The sequence below is a fragment of the Capilliphycus salinus ALCB114379 genome (assembly GCF_047276495.1).
GTDB lineage: Bacteria > Cyanobacteriota > Cyanobacteriia > Cyanobacteriales > Microcoleaceae > Capilliphycus > Capilliphycus salinus.
This window is the reverse complement of record NZ_CP178543.1, coordinates 5,954,382-5,978,322: the sequence shown is the minus strand read 5'-3', so window position 1 is coordinate 5,978,322 and position 23,941 is coordinate 5,954,382. Positions and strand designations below refer to the sequence as shown.

Annotated in this window: 19 protein-coding genes; 11 read left to right on the top strand and 8 right to left on the bottom strand. The window is 44.4% G+C overall.

Going from position 1 to position 23,941, the window contains the following annotated elements:
- Positions 1–5: 5 nt before the first annotated feature.
- Positions 6–1,271: a glutamate-5-semialdehyde dehydrogenase gene (locus ACL6C3_RS24180; RefSeq protein WP_413161847.1), complete on the top strand. Its 1,266-nt coding sequence runs from the start codon at positions 6–8 to the stop codon at positions 1,269–1,271.
- A 126-nt stretch (positions 1,272–1,397) separates the two neighbouring features.
- Here the strand turns inward: ACL6C3_RS24180 and ACL6C3_RS24175 are convergent, their stop codons facing one another.
- Complete coding sequence (locus ACL6C3_RS24175; protein ID WP_413161845.1) at positions 1,398–2,210, bottom strand: acyl-CoA desaturase; 813 nt, start codon at positions 2,208–2,210, stop codon at positions 1,398–1,400.
- 79 nt (positions 2,211–2,289) lie between these two features.
- Between ACL6C3_RS24175 and ACL6C3_RS24170 the strand changes: the two genes are divergently transcribed.
- Positions 2,290–3,531, top strand: a complete 1,242-nt coding sequence (locus tag ACL6C3_RS24170; RefSeq protein ID WP_413161842.1) for an aminotransferase class I/II-fold pyridoxal phosphate-dependent enzyme — start codon at positions 2,290–2,292, stop codon at positions 3,529–3,531.
- 313 nt (positions 3,532–3,844) lie between these two features.
- Here ACL6C3_RS24170 and ACL6C3_RS24165 read toward each other — a convergent pair whose 3' ends face one another.
- On the bottom strand, positions 3,845–6,253 hold the full coding sequence (locus ACL6C3_RS24165) for a GH116 family glycosyl hydrolase (RefSeq protein WP_413161841.1): 2,409 nt from the start codon (positions 6,251–6,253) through the stop codon (positions 3,845–3,847).
- Positions 6,254–6,376: 123 nt separating this feature from the next.
- On the opposite strand from ACL6C3_RS24165, the gene ACL6C3_RS24160 reads away from it, so the two are divergent.
- Complete coding sequence (locus tag ACL6C3_RS24160; RefSeq protein ID WP_413161838.1) at positions 6,377–7,048, top strand: hypothetical protein; 672 nt, start codon at positions 6,377–6,379, stop codon at positions 7,046–7,048.
- A gap of 28 nt (positions 7,049–7,076) precedes the next feature.
- On the opposite strand, the gene ACL6C3_RS24155 is transcribed toward ACL6C3_RS24160, so the two are convergent.
- Both ACL6C3_RS24155 and ACL6C3_RS24150 read right to left on the bottom strand, forming a co-directional pair.
- Complete coding sequence (locus ACL6C3_RS24155) at positions 7,077–7,391, bottom strand: nuclear transport factor 2 family protein (RefSeq protein ID WP_413161837.1); 315 nt, start codon at positions 7,389–7,391, stop codon at positions 7,077–7,079.
- A gap of 155 nt (positions 7,392–7,546) precedes the next feature.
- The gene (locus ACL6C3_RS24150; protein ID WP_413161834.1) at positions 7,547–7,792 is read right to left on the bottom strand and encodes a ChaB family protein; all 246 of its coding nucleotides are present in this window, start codon (positions 7,790–7,792) and stop codon (positions 7,547–7,549) included.
- Between the two features lie 424 nt (positions 7,793–8,216).
- Here ACL6C3_RS24150 and ccsB point away from each other — a divergent pair, with 424 nt between their 5' ends.
- The 7 genes from ccsB to ACL6C3_RS24115 all read left to right on the top strand — a co-directional run bounded on the left by ccsB (position 8,217) and on the right by ACL6C3_RS24115 (position 16,436).
- Entirely contained in the window at positions 8,217–9,266 is a 1,050-nt protein-coding gene (ccsB, locus tag ACL6C3_RS24145) for a c-type cytochrome biogenesis protein CcsB (RefSeq protein ID WP_413161832.1), read from the top strand.
- 81 nt (positions 9,267–9,347) lie between these two features.
- On the top strand, positions 9,348–9,722 hold the full coding sequence (locus ACL6C3_RS24140; RefSeq protein ID WP_413161830.1) for a KGK family protein: 375 nt from the start codon (positions 9,348–9,350) through the stop codon (positions 9,720–9,722).
- Between the two features lie 444 nt (positions 9,723–10,166).
- Positions 10,167–10,703, top strand: coding sequence for a Uma2 family endonuclease (locus ACL6C3_RS24135; protein ID WP_413161829.1), 537 nt, complete (start codon positions 10,167–10,169; stop codon positions 10,701–10,703).
- A 197-nt stretch (positions 10,704–10,900) separates the two neighbouring features.
- Positions 10,901–12,292, top strand: a complete 1,392-nt coding sequence (locus ACL6C3_RS24130) for a malic enzyme-like NAD(P)-binding protein (protein WP_413161827.1) — start codon at positions 10,901–10,903, stop codon at positions 12,290–12,292.
- A 650-nt stretch (positions 12,293–12,942) separates the two neighbouring features.
- On the top strand, positions 12,943–14,163 hold the full coding sequence (locus tag ACL6C3_RS24125) for a HetZ-related protein (RefSeq protein WP_413161826.1): 1,221 nt from the start codon (positions 12,943–12,945) through the stop codon (positions 14,161–14,163).
- Positions 14,164–14,471: 308 nt separating this feature from the next.
- A complete protein-coding gene (locus ACL6C3_RS24120; RefSeq protein WP_413161823.1) occupies positions 14,472–15,233 on the top strand; it encodes a PHP domain-containing protein in 762 nt (253 codons plus the stop codon).
- Between the two features lie 615 nt (positions 15,234–15,848).
- Entirely contained in the window at positions 15,849–16,436 is a 588-nt protein-coding gene (locus tag ACL6C3_RS24115) for a Uma2 family endonuclease (protein WP_413161820.1), read from the top strand.
- 261 nt (positions 16,437–16,697) lie between these two features.
- On the opposite strand, the gene ACL6C3_RS24110 is transcribed toward ACL6C3_RS24115, so the two are convergent.
- The 3 genes from ACL6C3_RS24110 to ACL6C3_RS24100 form a co-directional block, all read right to left on the bottom strand.
- The gene (locus ACL6C3_RS24110; protein ID WP_413161817.1) at positions 16,698–17,438 is read right to left on the bottom strand and encodes a response regulator; all 741 of its coding nucleotides are present in this window, start codon (positions 17,436–17,438) and stop codon (positions 16,698–16,700) included.
- Positions 17,439–17,598: 160 nt separating this feature from the next.
- Positions 17,599–18,585 (bottom strand): diguanylate cyclase, encoded by a 987-nt coding sequence (locus tag ACL6C3_RS24105; RefSeq protein WP_413161816.1) that lies wholly within the window; start codon positions 18,583–18,585, stop codon positions 17,599–17,601.
- A gap of 550 nt (positions 18,586–19,135) precedes the next feature.
- On the bottom strand, positions 19,136–19,342 hold the full coding sequence (locus tag ACL6C3_RS24100) for a hypothetical protein (RefSeq protein WP_413161813.1): 207 nt from the start codon (positions 19,340–19,342) through the stop codon (positions 19,136–19,138).
- Between the two features lie 63 nt (positions 19,343–19,405).
- On the opposite strand from ACL6C3_RS24100, the gene metH reads away from it, so the two are divergent.
- Positions 19,406–22,981 carry a methionine synthase gene (gene metH, locus ACL6C3_RS24095; protein ID WP_413161810.1) on the top strand — a complete coding sequence of 1,192 codons (3,576 nt, stop codon included), beginning with the start codon at positions 19,406–19,408 and terminating at the stop codon, positions 22,979–22,981.
- A 284-nt stretch (positions 22,982–23,265) separates the two neighbouring features.
- Here metH and ACL6C3_RS24090 read toward each other — a convergent pair whose 3' ends face one another.
- Positions 23,266–23,901, bottom strand: a complete 636-nt coding sequence (locus ACL6C3_RS24090; RefSeq protein WP_413161808.1) for a hypothetical protein — start codon at positions 23,899–23,901, stop codon at positions 23,266–23,268.
- Positions 23,902–23,941 lie beyond the last annotated feature (40 nt).

The window sequence follows — 23,941 nt, the reverse complement described above, 5'->3', positions numbered from 1 at the left end:
CTTCGATGAGAATTGATGATTTTAGTGCTTCACCCCCGCCGACGAACCCCATTCGTCGAGCCTATGCCGCCAGCAGAGAACTGGCCAAGACCAAAGGAGAACATCGCAGTCGGGCATTGCGGGCGATGGCAGAAGCGATTAGAAAAAGACAAAACGATATCTTAGAAGCAAACACCCTAGACTTGGAAGCCAGCCGAGAATTGGGGGTTTCAGAATGCGTGAGCGAGTGGTTAAAGCTGACCCCGGAAAGGTTGGAAACCACCGTGCAGATTTTGAAGCGCTTGGGAGAACTCCCCGATCCCATCGGGCGGGTAATTGGAGCGTCCTATCAACTAGAACAGGGCCAAACCTACTATCAACTGATTCCAATTGGAGTTGTAGGTCTAGTTTACGAAGCCTTTCCCGAGTTGGGAGCAATTGCGGCGGGACTGTGCATGAAAACGGCAAACAGTTTAATTTTACTCGGGGCGAGCGAGGCGAACTATTCCAACCAAGTGATCGCGGATGCTTTGCAGTCGGCGATCGAGGACGAAGGAATGCCGGTCGGTTCATTGGAAGTGTTTCCGACCGATCAAGTTGCACCCATTCAAGACTTGGTGACTCAAGATCAATACATTAACCTGATCATTCCCTACGGCAGGCCCCATCTGGTCCATCAAGTCGTCGCCCAGTCTACGGTTCCGGTGTTGCGATCGGCGATGGGAAACTGCTATCTGTATTGGTCAGCCACCGCCAAAGTGGAGATGGTCCGATGGATGATTCTCGATAGCCATCAAAGCAAACCCGACCCGGTAAACGCCATTGAGAAAGTCTTGATCGATCCCAACCAAAAAAGTTCATCCTTAGTCAGACTGTGGAATAACCTGCGAGAAGAAGGATTTGAACTCCGAGGAGACGAACTCTTAGTTAAACAATTTCCAGAATTAGCCCTCGCCCAACCCTCAGAATGGTCACAACCCTATCTGAATAAAACCATTGCGTTTCGGGGGGTAGACAGCCTGGAAGAAGCGATCGCCTGGATGAACGAATACAGTAGCGGTCATAGTAACTGTTTGGCGACCGAATCCTACAGCGAGAGCCGCCAATTTGCCCTAGATGTCAACAGCGCCTTAACATTCATCAACGCCTCTCCGCGCTTTTCCCGGCATCAAAATCGAGGGGATGCCATTTTTCTCGGAATGTCGAATCAAGTGGGCTACAGACGGGGATTAATTGGCTTAGAAAGTCTGACAACAGCCAAATACATCGTGCAGGGAAACCCCAACTTTTAGGGAAAAGACAAAACATAAAAAAACCCCAAGGGAGGAGGGGAAACGAGCAATTCCGATTAACATTCGATTCAATTGTCCCCATCTCCCAACCTTGGCTTCTGTTCAACTCAGTCTGACGAGTTCGGCTTATTTAGAAGCCAACTTAACCTTTTTCGCCAAACCCAAAGCTTGTAAAAGTTGAATCGTCATCCAGGTCAGATCAACTTCCCACCATTGCAAACCGTGACGAGCCGAATACTGATAGGCATGATGGTTATTATGCCAACCTTCACCATAGGTTAACACCGCCACCCACCAACAGTTGGTGGAAGCATCATCACAATCAAAGGTGCGGTATCCAAACTTATGGGTTGCACTGTTAACCAACCAAGTGCAGTGGAACACGGCGACAACCCGCACAAAAATGCCCCAAACCACAAAAGGCCAGCCGCCCAAGAGATACAGCAGAACCCCTAAAGCAACCTGAACCAGAACGAAATAGTTTTGGAAAAACAGGTAAACGGGATCTTCGTTGATATCTTTGGTCATGCGGGGAATTTCCGCTTTGGCGGGATGCTCGCACAGCATCCAACCCATGTGACTCCACCAAAACCCCTTATTAGAATCGTGGGGATCTAACTCGTGGTCGGAGTGGAGGTGATGGACCCGGTGTAAACCGACCCAATCAATCGGCCCACCCTGACAGGCTAAAGCACCGCAGAACACCAGAAAATATTCCAGCCATTTGGGGGTTTCAAAACTGCGATGAGTCACCAGGCGATGGAAACCCAGAGTAATTCCCACGCCCCCTGTTACCCAGTGTAAGAACAGGGCAACTCCAACGGCGGCCCAACTAAAGTTACTCGGAAGTAGTGCAAAAAGTGCGCCGATATGGAGAAGTACCATATAGATAATTATCTTCCAATCGGGATTGAATTTTTGTGAAGTTGCAATTGTCATGAAAAAGTAGTCTTTGTGTACGAGTCTGTCCGATTTGCGTCATAATTAAGCACGACTCACACCAAAAGCGAGTTCAGTGATGAGCAGTAGCATTTTAACGTTAGAAGCCGCAAAACAGGCACTATTTACGATTTTTTCCGGAATCGACGCTCAGGTCAAGCAAAATCTCAAACGAGTTTTAGATGCCTTTCGACACCATCGAGTCGGAACCCACCATTTTGCCGGAGTGACGGGCTATGGCCACGATGACTTGGGCCGTCAAACGCTCGATCGCGTCTTTGCCGAAATCATGGGTGCCGAAGCTGCTGCTGTCCGAGTCCAGTTTGTTTCCGGGACTCACGCGATCGCCTGTTCCTTGTTTGGGGTTTTGCGTCCGGGAGACGAAATGTTGGCTGTTGCTGGCGCTCCCTATGACACTCTAGAAGAAGTCATCGGTTTGCGAGGCAAAAGCCAAGGTTCCCTTATAGAGTATGGCATTTCTTACCGTCAAATCGATCTGACATCGGATAGAAATATTGATTGGGAAAATCTTAAAATTGGTATTACCAATAAAACCCGCTTGGTCCTGATTCAGCGTTCTTGCGGCTATTCCTGGCGTTCAAGTTTATCAATTGCTGAAATTGAAAAAATTGTCCATATTGTTAAACAACAAAATCCCAATACTGTTTGTTTTGTGGACAACTGCTATGGGGAATTTATCGAAACCCAAGAACCCACTGCGGTCGGCGCGGATTTAATGGCGGGTTCGTTAATTAAAAATCCCGGTGGTACCATTGCACCTGCGGGGGGATATGTCGCAGGACGGGCTGAGTTGGTAGAAGCGGCCACCTGTCGGCTGACGGCCCCCGGAATTGGCAGTAGCGGGGGGGCTACTTTCGATCAAAATCGCCTATTATTTCAAGGCTTATTTTTGGCGCCGCAAATGGTCGGCGAAGCGATGAAAGGAAACCATTTACTCGCCTATGTTTTTGATCAGTTGGGTTATCGGGTTAATCCTTTACCTTTAGAACCCCGTCGGGATGTTATTCAGGCGATTGAGTTGGGAACGCCTAAAAAGTTAATCGCCTTCTGTCGGGCTTTACAGAAGTATTCTCCGGTGGGTTCCTATCTGGACCCCGTTCCGGCGGAAATGCCGGGGTATGAGAGTCAATTAGTGATGGCTGGTGGCACGTTTATTGATGGTAGCACTTCGGAATTATCGGCCGACGGACCGTTGAGAGAACCCTACATTGTGTTTTGTCAGGGTGGCACTCACTGGACTCATTTAGAAATTGCTTTGGAAGCGGCGATAGAAGCGGTTGGGCCGGCAAATGATTCTTAACAGAATATGAGGTACAAGTTAAAAACCCGGTTTCTTAAACAATATACATCGCTAATTTTTCGCGTGCGGTAAAAGAAACCGGGTTTTTTGAGTCGGGAGGTAAAAGTTAAAAACTGGGTTTTTTCAACAATACATATCGCTAATTTTTCGGGTGCGATAGAAGAAACCGGGTTTTTTGAGTCGGGAGGTAGAAGTTAAAAACCGGGTTTTTTCAACAATACATATCGCTAATTTTTCGGGTGCGATAGAAGAAACCGGGTTTTTTGAGTCGGGAGGTAGAAGTTAAAAACCGGGTTTTTTCAACAATTTATTTTCAATTATCTGTTTGACTAAAGACATAATAAATCGCCCAAATTGCCATCGCCCGGAGATAATGACTCGCCCGAAACGTTCCGTTAGCGGTAATAGCTTCTGGGGTTCTAAATTGCAAGCCATTTTCATAAACTTGTTTGACCACAACTTCCGCCAAATTAAACCCTTCTTCTCTCATTCCCATCTGAATAAAAAAGGCAGCCAAACCGAAATTAATCCCCGTCCAAACCTCCAACGGATGGGTATCATTCGGATTAACCGGTTCTCCATTTATTCTAACACCATTTGCCGCCCCCAGTTGACCTTGAGAGAAATTTTGAAAACAAGATTGATAAATCGTTTTTAACGCCGAAATGGTTTTATCTGTAGTAACAATATCCGGCAATTCTAACAGTTTAGCATAAAATTGACCGCAAAGTTGATCTGCCATCACCACATCGGAACCGCTTTCGCTATCAAGCCGAAAATATTGACCGTTCCACAAATTTTGATAAATCGGTTTTGCTTGTTCCAACCAACTTTCGTAGGTGGAAATCGTCTCAGAAATAGACGGAGAAACATTATCCGAAAAATCTGTTTTATCCAAACATTTTCCGATTTCTATCGCCGCCTCCAACGCCGCCAACCACAACCCGCCACAGTAGGCGCTAACCCCCCGCAATTTCCAATCATCAAACGTTTGGTCGGGTGCGCCGCTATTTTCGGGAATCCCGTCCCCATCTTTATCAAAAGTTTTGAGATAATCCAGCGTTTGAACTATCGCCAACCAACACTCTTTTAAAAACTCGTAATCCTCACTTCCCGTTAACAGAAAATCCCGATAAACTTGCAACACAAAATCACAAGGTAAATCCTTCCAAAGATTACAATCTTGATAGCTAGTATAATTGGTTTTCTCCCAAGGATGTTCGTTTGGGGCACCCAAATCGTGGGGAGTTGCGCCCGTTGCTTTGCGAATTGCCTCCGCTTGATTATAACCGATAATTCGGGGTGTTTTATCCCCTTTAGAAATCGCACGGGCAAACGCTAACAGCACCGATTTTTCCAACTCCGGCCACAATAAAAGCAACGCAAACGACCCATATAACCGAACATCTAAGCTTTCATACCAGCGATAATCAATACACTCTAAAACCGCAAACAGACCTTTAGGATTATTCTCATCCGCCGCACTCCAAAGCGTCCCGCCATCGGTCAACAAATACAACTCGTTAAACAGCGCCATCTTAAACCAGGAGGGCAAATCTTGGCGGTTTAGAATCGGATTTTGCCACTCTTTAATATTATCCAACCAAACATCAGAATGCTTCATCGCCGTGCGAATCATCGACCAAGCATTCTTACCATTTCGTCCAAAAAAATCCGTGTAGCGGCGATAATAACAAACCCCGGATTCAAACTCGGTAACGGGCAAATCCCAAGCCAAGAAAAAGGGAATTTTCCGCGTTTTTCCGGGTCGTATTGTAAACTTAACCGCCAAAGCCACGCCAATTTGTTCGCCTTCGGTGGCGGGATGTTCGTTTTCTTCATCTAATAAAGAACCATCAAGGGCAAAATAACGCCAAACTTCCTCACCCGTTCCCGCCACATTCCAACAGGTTTGATAATAGACTTCTACAGCGGGATTTGTAATCGTTGCAATTGCCATTTGTCCTTCGCCTTCGCGGATTTCTTCGCTGGCACTCAGGCGCGACATGAGACAACCAACCCGATGAAAATCGTCAACTAAACAATTAAAATTTCCGATACTATTTCCCCACCGGGGTTGATATTCGTAAACCGGACTGCCATCATCTCGAACTTGAACTTTCGGCCGTTCCAAAGCGTTGGTAAACCAACCGATTGTATTTTGCCAAGTTAACAGAATACTGAGAGTAATGGGTTCATCTGTGGGGTTGTGGGCTAGCCATTCAAAAACGGCGATAGGATAACTGGTTTCTTGATAGTTATTTGCCCAAACTGGCGAAAATTGTTCGCAACTTAATTGGGCTTTAAATACATTTTCATAAACGAACCAACTGCGGGGATAAAGGGCGTGATAAGTGCCGGTTTTCTGTGCGTTAGAAGATGCTGGATACCAATTCCAAGCGGATAAACTTCCGTCTTCTGGGGGTTCGGTACAAAGGGCATAAGCTTGAGTTTTGCCGTTAACTTCTTCAAAAATACTAAACTGGCAGGCGGGTAAACTGCGGAAAATATGTTCGCCGCCATCGAGGTGCCACAGGTTAAAATCTCCCCGCGATGAACGACCAATACAACCCGCCCCGAAGCCTCCCAACGGCATCCCATGCCAGGGGCCATCATCGAGGTTGCTTCCGTAACGGACAGTGTAGGGTTTCTCCCAACCCAGACCGATAGGACGGTTCCAGGTGTGGGGGGGGATAGGGTGGCTGGTCGGTTGGTTCATCATAGAATTAATTTTATCGCAAAATGGCGTTTTGACTGCATAAGTTTAACTGTCCCGGACATATATTGTCGTAGATAGAAAAGGTAATTGCAAGTTTTGTCTGGCTGATTTCTGGAGGGGGTTAAAATGAGATTCAAATCGGGATTTTTTCGGACTTTACAGGTTAGTGTTTTTTCTTTTATTTTAACTGGAATTGGGGCTTCACTGAGTCTGGCTGTTTCTCCTTCGTTGGTGGAATATCGGGATAATGTGAATTGGTCGAGAGTGCAGTTTTCGACCTCTGGAACTTGTGTTCACGACCGACATAATCCCGAGGGAAATCATATTACATCGAGTTGGTGCGAAGACGGGATTTATATGACTTATAAACGGATTTGGCAAGAACAAACGGGAACTCGAACCGTAACCCGATATCGGCAAGTTCAACAACAAGTTCCCGATGAATATGTTTGTGAATCTCCCCGTCGCTGTCGGTGGAAATATAAAACGGTTACTCAACAAGTTCCCTATACAGATATTGAACCGGTTTATGTGGAAAAATCAGAATTTCTTCCCATTCAAGCGATAGAGTTTAACCTCAGAGGCGAAGTGATTAGATATGAAGGCGGAGAAGTTTCTGAAGATTTAAAAGCGTTTCTCGTCTCCCAACCGGAAAAGAATCAGTTGGTTACTTTAATTTTAGAAAATGGTCAATCTATTCGCTATGAAATAGGCAAGAAAACGGTCGGGGAATGGCGAAAGGTTTATCAAGTTAATCCCCGTCGGAGTTTATCCCGTTCGCAAAATCAAACGCAATAATAATTGAGAAGTTTGGAAGCGGTGGTTTTTAGCTAGAGTTAGCAACAACTTTGACAATTTTATCCGTTGAACCGATTTCCATATATTCGGCTGTTTTTGTACCTTTGGGGTTAATTTTATAAAGGACAATACTGTGCATTATCCGCAAAACGTCTAATAATTCAAAGTTGAATTGGGGATATGCTTGTAGACCTTTATCAAAGTGGGCTTTGAGGTTTGATTTCCCTTGTAAAGTTCCCGTTTTATTTCCTAAAACTTGGGATAATTTTTTATCTAAATCCTGTTGGTTCCAAGGGAAAATTAAATCTTCGGCGAATTGAGTTGAAAACTGTTCATCTAACATGATTTTTGTTGAAACCTGATTAGAATAAACAATTTTACCCGAAAATAATATCAAATCCTTAAATATAGGGTTGATTCAAGGCGTAAGGTACACCCCATAAAACCCGGTTTCTCTCAGAAACCGGGTTTTTTTAATCTCCAGATTTAAAATCCCAATTAAGACGCGGGCATCGTACCGGTTGATGACATATTCGCCCCACCTTTATGAATAGTAGTCCACTCACCTTGTGAACTTTGTTCGTATTGAGTTTTTACAGAATTCCAGGCGAGTTGAGAAGCAGCATCTTCACTCAAACCATCAGAAGAAGCACTATTAAAAGCAGCTAAAAAAATCTGTTGGGCGCCGCGAGGCAGTTGAGATTTAACCGTTTCCGGTAACTGTTCTAAAGTTTCGTAAGCCATATTACTGTTTCCTCAAACAAATAAAGTTTTTCAATTTATGAATAATTAAACCGTTGAATAGCTGAAAAAACATCTGGCTTGAGACAGAGATTAACCAAAAATTCTACAATTCCAACACTATCGGGGAACCGGAACCCTTGCTTCCCCTCAAACCCAAGTTGAGTTATGCTAATTAGTTGAGATTTGCTCGCTAGAGAAAGTCTCATCCACCGCCCAAAATTGAGAAAAAAACGGACTGGGAGACATTTGTCGGAAAAAATTTTAAATGATTGTCGAATGCCTAACACTGCGTTAACACAGTTTCCCCGAAGATTTTTGAGACCGGCTGCGGGGCGTAAAAAAATTTAGTTGACGCAGGGTTAGCGCGAGTCGCTAGGATTAAAAGAGTATGCTTTGATCGGTTAATTCTAGAGGAGAACACTGAATGGATTTAGTTACCCTGCAAAATGGGTTAGATAACCTTTCGTTTGCGATCTTGTTTGCCAGTATGCTAATCTACTGGGTTGGTGCTGCATTTCCTCGGATTCCTGTGTTGCAACCGTTGGGAACCGCAACCATGACCATCGCCAACCTGTGTATCGCCGCGTTACTGGCCGCCCGATGGATAGAAGCCGGTTACTTTCCCATCAGTAACCTCTACGAGTCGCTATTTTTCCTCACCTGGGGAATTACAACCATTCACCTGGTTGCCGAAAATATGAGTCGGAGTCGGCTGGTCGGCGTCGTCACCGCCCCCGTAGCGATGGGAATTAGTGCATTTGCGGCTTTAACCTTACCCGCCGAGATGCAAGTGTCCGAACCTTTGGTTCCCGCCCTCAAGTCTAACTGGCTGATGATGCACGTTAGCGTGATGATGCTCAGTTATGCTACTTTAATGGTAGGTTCATTGTTAGCGATCGCGTTTTTGGTGATTACACGGGGACAAGAAATTTCATTGAGTGGCAGTTCGCTGGGAACCCGCATTTCTCGAAATCATCACTATCAGTTAAACCGTTCGCCGGAATTAGCCACAACTGCAAGTCAAGCCGTTGTTAATGATGCCACTGCTGAACTTTCTACTCCTACGAATGGCAAAGGAACAACTGCCGTGTTAGAGTTGGTCAATTCCGACCAGATTAACAGCAATTCTACGGCTTTATTATCACCTCAACGCTTGAATTTAGCCGAAACCATTGATAATATTAGTTATCGAATTATCGGACTGGGATTTCCTTTACTCACCATTGGTATTATCGCCGGAGCGGTTTGGGCAAATGAAGCTTGGGGTTCTTACTGGAGTTGGGACCCGAAAGAAACTTGGGCGTTAATTACTTGGCTGGTCTTTGCTGCTTATTTACACGCTCGAATTACCCGAGGATGGCAAGGACGCAAACCGGCAATCTTAGCTGCAACCGGATTTTTAGTGGTTTGGATTTGTTACTTGGGCGTTAATCTTTTAGGTAAAGGTTTACATTCCTACGGTTGGTTTTTTTAACTAGAATTATAACACAGGAAAACGGAATTATCGAGCAAAAAAACCGTTTTCCTTTTCCATAAACTTCAACGGTAAAACCAAATGAATAACCCAATTCATATTATTAGTAATGACGATGTTCTGCACACAGGTTCGAGTGCATTAATGTTTCAATGCACCTTCAAAGTTAGCGAATTTCTGGCAATGATGCAGGCTAAATTAGAAGAAGAATATATCTTTGGTGATGGCTTAGAATGCGATTTATTGAGTCCGGGTCAACCCTGGAAAAAAGGAAAAGTTAAGGTTCGTTTGGAGTTTATTTCTTCAGAAATTTCTATCCCGCAAGTTCCCCCACAAGGGCCAATCGCCGTCCCCCAATTCCCAACAATACCGATACCCTACAACGAAACGGTTAACCCCGAAGAACTTCCACCCCCGTTAAGACGACAAATTCATCCGGTGGGAATGTGGAGTTAAAACAGTTTACAGTGAACAGTGACCAGTGACCAGTGATGTAGGGGCGGGTTCGACTCAGATGTATGTCTTCCCATGCAAAACTTACATAAACCCGCCCCGGAGTCATCAGAAGTCAGAAGGCGCGAAGTCAGAAGTCGTGAGGTTACCGATAACTGCTAACTGAAAACACGCTCTGACTCTCTTACAAACTTTGCTACCGACTATTCCGCCGGGTCGCAAGGAGCGCGCTGGTGACGGGTTCGGCAGTGCTGACTTGGCGGAATAGTCGCGAGCGAAGTTCGCGCATAGAGCAAAGTTTGCAATCTTAGCAACGGACGTTCCCGAAGGGTGACTGGTGACTGTAAGGGGGCGGGTTTATACAAGTTGTCTGTCGGAGATGATAAATTAATTCGGAACCCGCCCCTACAGGATACCTGAAACCTGATAACTGATAACTGTATAAATATGCGCCAATCGATCCAACAAATTCCGCTTGCAGAGTTTCTGACTCAACCGAATATTGAGTCATCTCCGGCGTGGGAATTAATTGATGGGCGAGCGGTTCAAAAACCCATGCCAACGCTTTTTCACTCGCGCTTACAACGGAATTTAGTCAATTATATCAACGATCGCACCGAGCAATTTGAAGCCGTGCAGGAGTTGCGCTGCATTGTACCCCCTTTCTCCCCAGTACCGGATATTGTTATTATTAGCTGCGAGTGCCTTCCCGATGAAGATGGGCCATTTAACGGGGCGCCGGATTGGTTGATTGAAATTCGTTCACCCGACCAAAGCACCTTAGACTTACAAAACAAAATTCTCCACTGTCTCGGTAACGGAACCCAACTGGCGTGGTTAATTGATCTGACTCGTCAGCAAATATGGGTTTGGCAGGGCGATGATCTTCCGATAATTTGTTCGGGTGCCGATATTCTGCCCGATAATAACACGAATCTCCAACTGAGCGTTAACGATGTCATGGCGATGACGGGGCGAAAATAGCGGGTTCCAAGAGAGGATTTTGCTAGAAATCCAAATTAAATGCAACGATTAATCAGTTCGGCATACTTTTGACTGAATAATAACTATAGCGATCGCGAAGAATTGATCGGACAGCTTGGGGCTAGAACCCACCAGGGAAGGCAATTCTTTTCTGACAACTGATTGGCGATCGCAATATCAATGAACAGTAAACGAACATGGCTAATCTAACACCCAATCCCAGTTATAGCGTTACCATTCGCATCGAACTTCCCAACAAAGCCGGAATGTTAGCTGGCGTTACCCAAGCCATTGCGGGTGTTGGGGGGAACTTAGGACAAATTGATTTGGTTGAGTATACTCGCCACACTACAATTCGCGAGATTACTGTTAATGCCTATAGTAGCGAACACGCCGATAAAATTGTCCAGGCGGTTAAAGAATTACCCGACTTAACGGTTGTTTCGGTTTACGATCGCACGTTTAATCTTCACCGCAAGGGTAAAATTCGTATAGAGAGCAAAATTCCCCTCAAATCTCAAGATGATTTGGCAATGGCTTATACACCCGGAGTGGGTCGAATTTGTCGGGCGATCGCCGATGATCCGCAACAACTCTATAACCTAACCATTAAACAAAATACTGTTGCTATTGTTACCGATGGCAGTGCGGTTTTGGGGTTGGGAAATTTAGGTCCGGGCGGTGCTTTACCGGTGATGGAAGGTAAGGCGATGCTGTTTAAAGAATTTGGCGGAATTGATGCGTTTCCCATTTGTCTGGATACTCAAGACACCAACGCCATTATCGAAACGGTGAAATATTTGGCTCCGGTTTTTGGGGGGGTTAACCTAGAAGATATCGCCGCACCCCGTTGCTTTGAAATCGAAGCCAAACTGCGAGAAATCCTCGATATTCCCATTTTTCACGACGACCAACACGGGACGGCAATTGTCAGTTTGGCGGCCTTGTTTAACGCCCTAAAACTGGTGAAAAAATCCATTGAAGAGGTTCGGATTGTGATTAACGGTGCGGGGGCCGCAGGCGTGGCGATCGCCCGTTTGTTGAAAGAAGCGGGGGTTTGTCATATCATCATGTGCGACTCTAAGGGGATTTTGTCGAAAGAGCGATCGGATCTCAACCCGCAAAAACAAGAATTTGCTGTAGAAATGTCCGGTTCTCTCGCAGATGCGATGAAAGATACAGATGTATTTATGGGCGTAAGTGTTCCCGGCGTGGTGACTCCTGAGATGGTTCGTTCAATGGCAAAAGACCCGATTGTGTTTGCGATGGCCAACCCGATACCCGAAATTCAACCCGAGTTGATCACCGAAGATGTGGCGGTGATGGCAACCGGACGCAGTGACTATCCCAACCAAATTAACAACGTTTTGGCGTTTCCGGGGATTTTTCGCGGCGCTCTCGACTGTCGGGCGACCACATTGACCACTAAAATGTATTTAGAAGCGGCCATTGCGATCGCAGGTTTGGTGAATCCCTCAGACTTGGATCGCGAACACATTATCCCCTCGGTGTTCGATCCGCGAGTCGCGATCGCCGTAGCCGGTGCTGTTGCTCATACCGCCCGCAGTGAAGGCGTCGCCCGCAATTAGACCGGCAATAGGAAGGCAATCGCAGCGTTCTTGCAAAAGGCAACGGGGAATTCTAAACTTTTGAATGCGTGACTTTTGACGAATTCTGAGGAGGGGGCGGGTTTATGTAAGTTATTTCTGGGAAAACAGACATTTAGGCAGAACCCGCCCCTACAAATCTGACACCCGACACCCGAAACCTGACACCTGACACCCGACACCCGACACCTGACACCTAACACCTGGTCACTGGTAACAGTAAAACTGAAAACTGAAAAACTGATAACACTGGTGACTGGTGACTGGTGACTGTAAATGGCTATCTCTACATCTGCCAAAGGGAACCAGTTGGGTAATTGTCTACTCTAATAATAAAGATTGCTGAGTGAAACTTGAGCGATTTTACCGGGCGTTAATGATGTCAAACGCTTATATAGTAAAGGTTTCAGGGTAAAAAGACTCCAACAATTGCATCAACGTGATCGCGCTTGAACTCTAGGCTTATGCAGTTACCTCAGAGAGTGGAACATTGCAGTGCCTATGCTATTTGGTCTGCTTCTACTATTCAAAGTGTAGAGAGTTGATTCAGGACATCCACAAGAAATCACCTCCTACGACTGCCCTTCACTCTTTGCGTTATGCAAATGGTGCATTACCTGAGGTTAGAGAAAATGTTTGCCAACACCCAATCCGTTAACCCCGCTACCAACGCCTATCAAACTTCCGATGTTCAAGCTGGAAATAACTTCTCCGTCGATCAAGAACTGGATGCTCAAACTGTAGCAGATATTCTCTTAGAAGAATTGTCTACAACTCTGGAAATGAGACCCGCCAGCGGTCGGGATGTAATGATGCGAATTGCCTTAGAAGTCGAACGCATTTGCGTACACAGCAAGCGCATCCAAACCTCCGGAGAAGTTCGCACTTGGCAGCTTAATTTAGCCCGTCATCGCCTGCAAAAGTGCCTGCAATATTACAAACTCGGTTCTCAGCAAGGTCGGGTTGAACTGCATTCGACTTTGGCAGCTATGGTTTACCGTCATATCGCCGCGTTTGCCGCTCAACTCAATTTCCAAGCTCGTTACAACTTAATTGAAGACTTCCTACAAGGATTTTATATCGAGTCGTTGCGAGCCTTCCGTCGGGAACACAACATGGCCGAAGATTACACCCCTCACACCAAGTTGGAACTGTCCGAGTACATGGCATTTACCGAACAGTATGCCAAGCGTCAAATTGGTTTGCCGGGTCGCAACCGCCAACGTTTGATTGTTCTTCGCGCCCAAGGCTTTGCCAAAGGTCAACCCCCGGAAACTTCCATTGATATCGAACTGGCCGTTGAAGGGGGAAAAACCGAAGAAGCCGAAGCCCAAAGCCGTTCTTCTGCCATGCAGCAAGTCCGCGAACAAATGGTTTCCGAAGCGGTTGACCCGGCCGATGCGGTCTTGCGTCAACGGGTGATCGCCGAGTTGGTTGAATATCTCCAATCTCAAGACCAAACTGACTGTGTGGATTATTTAATGCTAAAATTACAGGATATGCAAGCCAGTGATATTGACAAAGTTCTCGGTTTAACCGCCCGTCAGCGCGATTATCTCCAACAACGGTTTAAGTATCATGTCGAAAAGTTTGCCCGTTCCACCAATTGGAAATTAGTCCATGAATGGTTGGGTGCAGACTTGGATCAAAAACTCGGGATGACCACCAGCCAATGGGAAGATTTTCAAAGCAAGCTGTCGGCTAATCAACGCCAATTGTTACAACTCAAGCGGGAGCAAAAGGGCGAAAAAGAGATTGCTAAAGCCCTCAAATGCACGCCGAAGCAAGTTCAGAAGCGCTGGGCAAAACTTTTAGACTTGGCTTTTGCCTATCGCAACGGTGCTAACGCATAGGATCGGGTAGGTAAGAGCATGGTGAACCGCGATCACGTTGAGATTACATCTGGTAGTCTGACGAATGCGTTTCTTTCCAACGGGTCTACCATGTTCACCCCGATCCCCCTAGAACAGGCGAGGTTAACAATAAACTTTTAATGATAAACAATTCCTCGACAAATGATAAGTAAAATTGCTCGGTTTTGCTGATAAAAATTTCTAATCTTGTAATTTGAAGTTTTAGTGTTAACCCCGAACTATTCTAGGGCAAATTAGATACAGTAAACTGAAGTAACAGTTTATTAAGTATAGCTATCTCTATTACCATGTTTGTTAACCTGGCTCCGGCTTCTGCTTCATCGGATCGGATCTCTCCTCCGAGAGGAAACGCAGATCAACAATTCTCATCGGGTGCAATGGCTCAAAACCCAACTGCACTTCAGCACGTCTTCCGAACAATTGACATTAGTAGCTGTCCGTCTTCCTATAACTTTCATATGCACACCGTTAAGTCGGATGGACAGCTTCAGCCCAATCAACTGATCGAACAAGCGATCGCCATCGGTCTGAAAGGATTGGCGATTACAGACCATCATACAACCCAAGGGTATACGGAAGCGCAACGTTGCTTGCAAGCGTGGAAAGCGAGTCATCCCGAAAATAGTTCTACCGCTCCCATCCTGTGGACGGGGGTAGAAATTAATGCGGGTTTACTCAATGTCGAGGTGCATATTCTCGCCTACGCTTTCAATCCCCAAGCCCTCTGTTTGCAGCCCTATCTTCAGGGTCATTCGGTCAAAGGTTCCAATTACCGGGCCGAAAATGTGATTGCCGCCATTCATCAAGCGGGGGGTTTGGCGGTTTTGGCTCATCCGGCTCGTTATCGCTCTCCGGCTAAGGCGTTAATTCCCGAAGCGGCTCGTTTGGGGGTTGATGGGGTGGAAGTTTACTACAGTTATCGCCATACGAAACCTTGGCGACCCACACCGGATATTACCGAAGAAGTCAAACAGTTGGCCAATCGCTATGGACTTCTGCACACCTGCGGTACCGATACTCACGGGCGTAACCTCCTCTTACGTCTTTAGGCTAAGAGTTTGAGGGAGTTTATGTGGGGAGACGATGCAATCAATCGATTATTCTTGATGTGTGGTCAGTCATCGTTGAAACTGACCACTGACTATCTGTCAAAGGGATGGATCATCAACGGCAGAGAGAACGGTATTAACAGGCTAAACTTTTGGGGCATCTACTGTTTTAGCTTCCACCTCCCATGCTCATCATCATTAGAAATGCAATCAAAAACACAAGCATAAGAAAGGTTCTGCTCAAAGATTCCCTTTCCCAGAAAGACGGTTTTGAAGTTTTCATAATGGAATGTTATGTATGCTTGAAGGAATTCTACTTCTAAGCTAACAAATCACCTCATCTAATGGCTAGAAGTGAAAATGAATCTTAAATATCTGTAAGTTTTCTTCAAAAATCGAATTAACTCTATAAATCCTAAAAAAACACCATTTATAAATTCGTCATCTCGAACATCAACTCGAACATCAATCTTAGGGCGGGTTCCGAAATTTTCTTTAATTCTCAGTCAAAATGCGATCGGATCTTCTGACCGGGGCGGGTTTTACAGTTATCAGTTATCAGTTATCAGTTTTTTTAAGTTAAAATTAAACCCATATTGATAGAGGAATTCGTTTATGAACCCAACGACGATTAACTTACCTACTCCTCTGGAATTAATGATTGATTTAAGCGACGAACAATTTTTTGATCTTTGTCAAAAAAATCGAGACTTTAAATTTGAACGCACAGCATCAGGAGTTTTAGTGATTATGTCACCAACGGGAGGAAATACAGGAAGACGCAGTATTAAAATAGCGACTCAACTCGAAATTTGGAGGAGTCAAACTAATCTGGGTGAAGCTTTTGATTCTTCTACAGGCTTTAAACTTCCCAATGGTGCGGATCGATCTCCCGATGCGTCTTGGATTGAAAGTGAACGTTGGGAGAGTTTAACCTCCGAACAACGAGAAAAATTTATACCATTATGTCCTGATTTTGTGGTCGAATTAAGGTCAGCCAGCGATCGCCTCAAAACCCTGCAAGACAAAATGAAAGAATATCGAGATAATGGAGCAAAATTGGGTTGGTTAATCGATCCGAAAAACAAACAAGTCGAAATTTATCGCCCGAATCAAGAAGTTGAAATTAAAGAAAATCCCCAAAGCTTATCGGGTGAAAATGTTTTACCTGGATTTGTATTAGATTTAACGGTTATTTGGTAAAATGATAGCGATAAAAAACAGTTGTAAAGGCGGGTTTTACAGTTTACAGTTATCAGTTATCAGTTATCAGTTATCAGTAATGTAGGGGCGGGTTTTGCCTCAATGTCTGTTTTCCCAGAAATAACTCACATAAACCCGCCCCAACCCGTCAGCGCCTCACCAGTAATGTAGAGGCGGGTTTATATCAGTTGTCTCGGGGGAATGATAAATCAATTCGGAGGCGCGCCCCTACAAATCCAACTTTCGACTATTTCCTCTTAACTACTGAGTTAAACCGTGTTCTAAAGCATAACGAACTAACTCCGTGCGGCTATTTGTTCCAGTTTTCGTAAACAAACGGCTCACATATTTTTCAACATTCCGAACACTGGTTTCTAAACGACGGGCAATTTCTTTATTCATCAATCCTTTAGCCACCAAATCTAAAACACTTTGTTCGCGAGGCGTCAAATCTATCTTAATTGGTGCCGGAGTTGGAGAGATGCCACTTTTACCTTTTAGCATATTTTCAATCCGAGCAATTTGACCGGCTAAAGCTGCAATATCAGGATTTCCATCGGAACTATTTGCATTCGCAACCGCCCGACGTTCGAGTAAATTTTTAACAATAACCACTAATTCTTCGGGATCGAACGGTTTAGAAATATAAGCATCACAACCGGCTTGATAACCTTGAATGCGATCGGTTGTCATCCCCTTAGCGGTTAAAAAAACCACAGGTAAAGCTTTAAACTGGGGATCTTCGCGCATTTGTTTGAGGAACTGATAACCATCAACTTCTGGCATCATAATATCACTGATCACCAAGTCGGGTAAATTTTGTTGTAACAGTTCCCAACCTTCGCGAGCATTACTTGCCACATCAACAATAAAATCGCTATCTTCTAAGTAAGCTTGTACGGCTTCTCGCAGTCCCGGTTCATCATCAACCAATAACAGCCGTGCGGGAATTTGGGGAACTTCTACACCATCATAATTATTTCCTTGAGGTTGACTAGACATCGACTTTACCTTTCCCTTTACTAACCCTTTACTTTCTTTAACTCTAGCGAACTGGAGACCCCAAATCGATCTATCAAACGGACGGTTTTCTTTACCCTATCCGCACTTGACAAATTTATTTGAATTTTATCAATGATTTGAGGATTTGCTAGATGATTTTCTAGATTCTGAAAACCACTCGATCGCGCCCCGATTTTTTCGCTTCGTACAAGGCTCGATCCGCTTCTCCAATCAAAAAATCTTCTGATAAGTAATGATTGGGAATTAAACTGGCGACTCCCAAGCTTAAAGTGACGAAATTACTCACCCGAGAATTGGGATGTTCGATCTGAGCCGCGTGGAGAGAATTGCGAATATCTTCGGCAACTTTAACCCCTCCTTTGAGATGAGTATTCGGTAAAACAATCGCAAATTCTTCGCCCCCATAACGCGCCACCAAATCAGCCGGACGCTTAACATTTTCACAAATGGTTTGGGCGACTTGCTGCAAACATAAATCACCCGCTCGATGTCCGTAGGTGTCGTTATAGGCTTTAAAAAAATCAACATCACATAAAATTAAGGACAGGGGAAGACGTTCTCGGGCGAGTCTTTTCCATTCGGAATGTAAACTTTGATCGAATCGACGGCGGTTGGCAATTTGGGTTAAACTATCTAAAGCGGCAATTTGTTCTAATTTTTGATTGGCGATTTCTAATTGTTCGGTCAAAGTTCGCGATCGCTCGACTTGTTTTTTTAGTTCTTTCATCGCCCATTGGGTTTGTAAAATTCGACGAATTCGCTGACGCAATACGGGCCAATGAATGGGTTTGGTAATGTAATCGGTAGCTCCCACCGAAAAAGCGCGATCGACGGATTTCTCATCATCGAGAGCGGTAATCATTAGCACGGGCGGACAATTTTCACCCAAGGTTTGTTTGAGTTGAGCGCAACAAGTAAAACCATCTATTTGGGGTAAAATAGCATCCAGTAAAATCATATCCGGTTTTAGAATAGGACATTGCTCAAAACACTGTTGTCCATCCCCGAGTTGAACCACACGATATCCCAGACTTTCCATTTCAAAACCAATCATTTTTCGGTGGGATAAGTTATCCTCTACGACAAAAATTAAACGGGGATGAGTTTCAAAATCTGGATATAACATGGGGGAAACCTAAAGAAAAGCAAATAAAAATTGATGCGACCACTGATCAGTAGTATAACCTTTTATTCGAGAACAATGGTAAATTTCTGGAATAACTTAACAGTAAATCCGATTGAAAACCCTTCCAGTTTGTTTGGTTTTTATGTATATTTAATCCGGGATTGGCTCTGAATCTTAAGTATTTTTTCGGAGAGAGGCGATCTTAGCCTGTTGCTGTTCTCGGTAATTTTCGGGAAAACGAAATAAAATCGGATACCCAACTTGGCTAAAACCAGACTTAATTTGCAGTTTAATTTAGATTTTATCTAAGTTGAGAAAAACAGAGGAATTTCCCCATTTACGATTCGGTTTAGTGATTTGTAAACAAAATATTCACCAATTTTTATTTTTATTATTTATTACCCAATAACGGACTCATTTACAACTAATAACTTTCTTAAATTAAAAATATAAAATCAATTTTTTTGATTGAAAATAAACCGAATTTCCAATAAACTTTACACAATCTTGATAATTTTAAGCTAAAACCCATCAAAATCAATAGAATTATTCAATTCGCTCCCGATCGCCGTTCGAGGAAGAACAAAATTAATTTTGATAATTTATAAAGCTTTTGTAAAGCGATTGCGACCAATTGAGAAGGAATAGCAAAGGGATATTTTCCCGGAATTTGCGGGGTGAGATCATTCGAGGGGAGGGAAAACCGAGTTGACTGTCGATCGCCAAATCGTCTATGCTCACTGTTAAAGTCTTGCAAAATAGTTATAGTTACCTTACTAAAACCGATTTCGTCTAATCCTCACCCGATTTTAAACTGCCAATGAAAAGTCTATTCCTCGATCGCCTCCACAGTCCCGAACGTCCCGTGCTTGTCTTCGACGGTGCGATGGGAACAAACTTACAAGTTCAAAACCTCACCGCAGAAGATTTTGGCGGGAAAGAATACGAGGGATGTAACGAATATCTAGTCCACACCAAACCCGAAGCCGTCAAAACCGTTCACCGAGGCTTTCTCGAAGCGGGCGCCGACGTGATCGAAACCGACACTTTCGGGGGAACTTCCATCGTTTTGGCCGAATACGATCTCGCAGACCAAGCCTATTATCTCAACAAAACCGCCGCCCAACTCGCCAAAGCCGTCACCGCCGAATATTCTACACCCGAAAAACCGAGATTTGTGGCGGGTTCGATGGGGCCGGGTACAAAACTCCCCACATTAGGACATATTGATTATGATACCTTAGAAACCGCTTTTACTCAACAAGCCGAGGGATTATTTGACGGGGGCGTTGATTTATTCATCGTAGAAACCTGTCAGGATGTGCTACAAATTAAAGCCGCCCTGAATGGAATTGAAAACATTTTTCAGAAAAAAGGCGAACGCCGTCCGATCATGGTTTCGGTGACAATGGAAGCCTTTGGGACGATGTTAGTCGGGTCAGAAATTAGCGCCGCCCTCACGATTTTAGAACCCTATCAAATTGATATTTTAGGACTCAATTGTGCGACCGGGCCTGATTTAATGAAAGAGCATATTCGCTACTTGAGCGAAAATTCACCTTTCGTGGTTTCTTGTATTCCCAACGCCGGTTTACCGGAAAACGTTGGCGGACAAGCCCACTACAAATTAACGCCCGTAGAATTAAAAATGGCGTTGATGCACTTTATTGAAGATTTGGGCGTTCAAGTTATTGGCGGTTGCTGCGGAACTCGCCCGGATCATATTAAAGCCTTAGCTGAAATTGCAACAACTTTAAAACCCAAACAACGCCAACCGCAAATAATCCCTTCTGCGGCTTCTATTTATGGAACCCAAACCTACGAACAAGAAAATTCATTCTTAATTATCGGCGAACGTCTTAACGCTAGCGGTTCCAAAAAATGTCGGGATTTACTAAATGCTGAAGACTGGGATGGTTTGGTTGCATTAGCAAAATCTCAGGTCAAAGAAGGGGCGCAAATTCTCGATGTGAACGTCGATTATGTTGGACGCGACGGCGTGCGGGATATGCACGAATTGGTTTCTCGTCTCGTTACCAATGTCAATTTACCCCTGATGTTGGACTCGACAGAATGGCAAAAAATGGAAGCCGGTTTAAAGGTTGCCGGCGGAAAATGTTTGCTTAATTCTACCAACTACGAAGACGGCGAAGAACGCTTTTTAAAAGTGTTAGAATTGGCGAAAAAATTCGGGGCGGGTGTTGTCGTCGGTACCATTGATGAGGAGGGAATGGCGCGAACCGCAGAGAAAAAATTTGAAATCGCAAAACGGGCTTATAACGATGCGATTAATTATGGAATTCCCGCCCAAGAAATCTTTTTTGATACCTTAGCTTTGCCCATTTCTACAGGGATTGAAGAAGACCGAGAAAACGGAAAAGCAACGGTTGAATCTATTCGCAGAATTCGAGAAGAATTACCCGGATGTCACATTGTTTTGGGCGTTTCTAATATTTCCTTTGGGTTAAATCCGGCGGCACGTCAAGTGTTGAATTCGGTGTTTTTACACGAATGTATGGCGGTGGGTTTAGATTCAGCTATTGTTAGCGCCAGTAAGATTTTACCCCTGGCAAAAATTGAACCCGAACATCAAGACGTTTGTCGCCATTTAATCTATGATGAACGCCAGTTTGAAGGCGATGTTTGTGTTTACGACCCGTTAACCAAATTAACCCAACTGTTTGAAGGAAAAACCACCAAAAAAGACCGCGCCTCTACCGAAAATCTGCCCATCGAAGAACGTCTCAAACAGCATATTATCGACGGCGAACGGATTGGTTTAGAAGATGCTTTAGCCGTAGCCTTAGAAAAATATCATCCCCTCGACATCATCAATATTTACTTATTGGATGGAATGAAAGTCGTCGGAGAATTGTTTGGTTCGGGTCAAATGCAGCTTCCGTTTGTGTTACAATCCGCCCAAACCATGAAAGCGGCTGTGGCGTATTTAGAACCCTACATGGAGAAAGAAGACTCTAATAGTAGCGGTAAAGGAACGTTCCTAATTGCAACCGTAAAAGGTGACGTTCACGATATTGGTAAAAACTTGGTGGATATTATCTTGTCGAACAACGGTTACAAGGTGGTTAACCTGGGAATTAAACAGCCGGTTGATAATATTATTTCCGCCTACCGCGAACACAATGCCGACTGTATCGCCATGAGTGGCTTGTTGGTAAAATCAACCGCATTTATGAAGGATAATTTAGAAGCCTTTAACAAAGAAGGAATTTCGGTTCCGGTGATTTTGGGGGGTGCCGCCTTAACGCCCAAATTTGTTTATGATGACTGTCAAAACGCTTATAAAGGTAAGGTGGTTTACGGGAAAGATGCCTTTTCTGACCTCAACTTTATGGACCGATTAATGCCTGCAAAACATTCGGGTAAATGGGATGATTTCCAGGGTTTTCTAGAAGAATACGCCAAGGAAAATGATGTCTTTGGTAATGGAAAAATTAAGTCAGAAACCACAACTTCCGAGAAGTCAGACTCAGAGGAAAAAGACAAACAACCCGCCCAACCCGTAGAAGTTGATACCCGTCGTTCGGAAGTGGTTGAGGTTGATATCGAACGTCCGACACCGCCATTTTGGGGGACAAAAGTTCTGCAACCGGAAGATATTCCGTTAGATGAGGTTTTCTGGTATTTAGATTTACAAGCGTTGTTTGTTGGACAGTGGCAATTTCGCAAACCCAAAGACCAATCTCGCGAAGAATATGACGCCTTTTTAGCGGAGACGGTTTATCCGATTTTGCACGAATGGAAACGGCGAATTCTTGAGGAAAATCTCTTACATCCTCAGGCGGTTTATGGATATTTCCCCTGTCAGGCGGAAGGGAATAAATTGTTAATTTATGACCCGGAAGTGATGATTTCTGGCGACGGAAAACCGACAGAACCCGTTGAAATGATTGAGTTTCCCCGTCAAGCTTCTGGAAAACGGTTGTGTATTGCGGACTTTTTTGCACCTAAAGAAAGCGGACATATTGATGTGTTCCCCATGCACGCCGTAACCGTCGGACAAATTGCTACAGATGTCGCTCAAAAATTGTTTGCGGGAGATGATTATACCAACTATCTCTATTTTCACGGGATGGCGGTACAAACCGCAGAAGCAATGGCGGAATGGCTACACGCAAAAGTTCGTCAAGAGTTGGGTTTTGGCGGCGAAGATGCGGACAATATTAAGGATATTTTGCGACAACGTTATCGGGGTTCTCGCTATAGTTTTGGGTATCCGGCTTGTCCGAATATGCAGGATCAATACAAGCAGTTGGAGTTGCTAAAAACTGATCGAATTTCGATGTATATGGATGAAAGCGAACAGTTGTATCCCGAACAGTCAACAACGGCGATTATGACTTATCATCCGGTGGCGAAATACTTCAATACTTAATCCCCATTTATCCCTTGTTTTCCCCTTAATATTGATCCCCCCCTTCCCCCCTTAATAAGGGGGGTAATATTAAAAGTCCGCCTTCCCCCCTTAATATTGATCCCCCCTTCTGCCTTAATAAGGGGGGTAATATTAAAAGTCCGCCTTCCCCCCTTAATATTGATCCCACCCTTCCCCCCTTCTGCCTTAATAAGGGGGGTAATGTTAAAAGTCCCCCTCTTACCCCCAATTTTGGGGGTCACGGGGGCGGGGGATAATGGGGGATCTAATTCCTTAAAAATCCCTTACTTAGCCGCAGCTTTTGCGGTTTTGGCGCTATTATTCTTGTTATCCGATGGGGTTGAATCTTCGGTTTCTTTGATGACTTCTGACGTTGATTTTAGGCCGTAATTTCCCCCCTGACCCATTTGGATAATCCCCATAATCAGTTCCGACTGTTCGGCGCATTCTTTGCGAGTGAGTTCGACATCTGCAATGGCTTTGGTGAGACTGGAAATAATATTTCTAACGGTCTTGCTATCTTGGGCTTGGGCGATTTCTTCTGAGGTTAATTCGTTTTCTCGACCCGTAAAAATCTTTTCCACCATCGAAGAAATTGTGCTATATTCTTGTTGAGCTTGGGCTTTGAGCGCGACCAACTCAATTAATTCAATCAAACGATTTCCCGCTTCTTCGATGGGTAAAAGTTCGCGATCGGGTTCTTTTTTGGTTCTGGGCATGATAATATTATCCTCGCTGAATCCGTTAATAAAGTAGTGTTGGGGAAGTTTTCCTTCCGTCCACAAATCCTCGATAATTTGTCTGGCTTTTTCTCGATCTGATAAACTGCGACCACCTCCTTCTAACTGAACGAGAAATCCTGACCACCTTGATTGAGGCAAGTCTAAATTATCAATGGCGATAAAATAACTTCTTTTCATTTTCTTAGTTTAGCACCCCCCTTGAACCCCAAGAAGAATA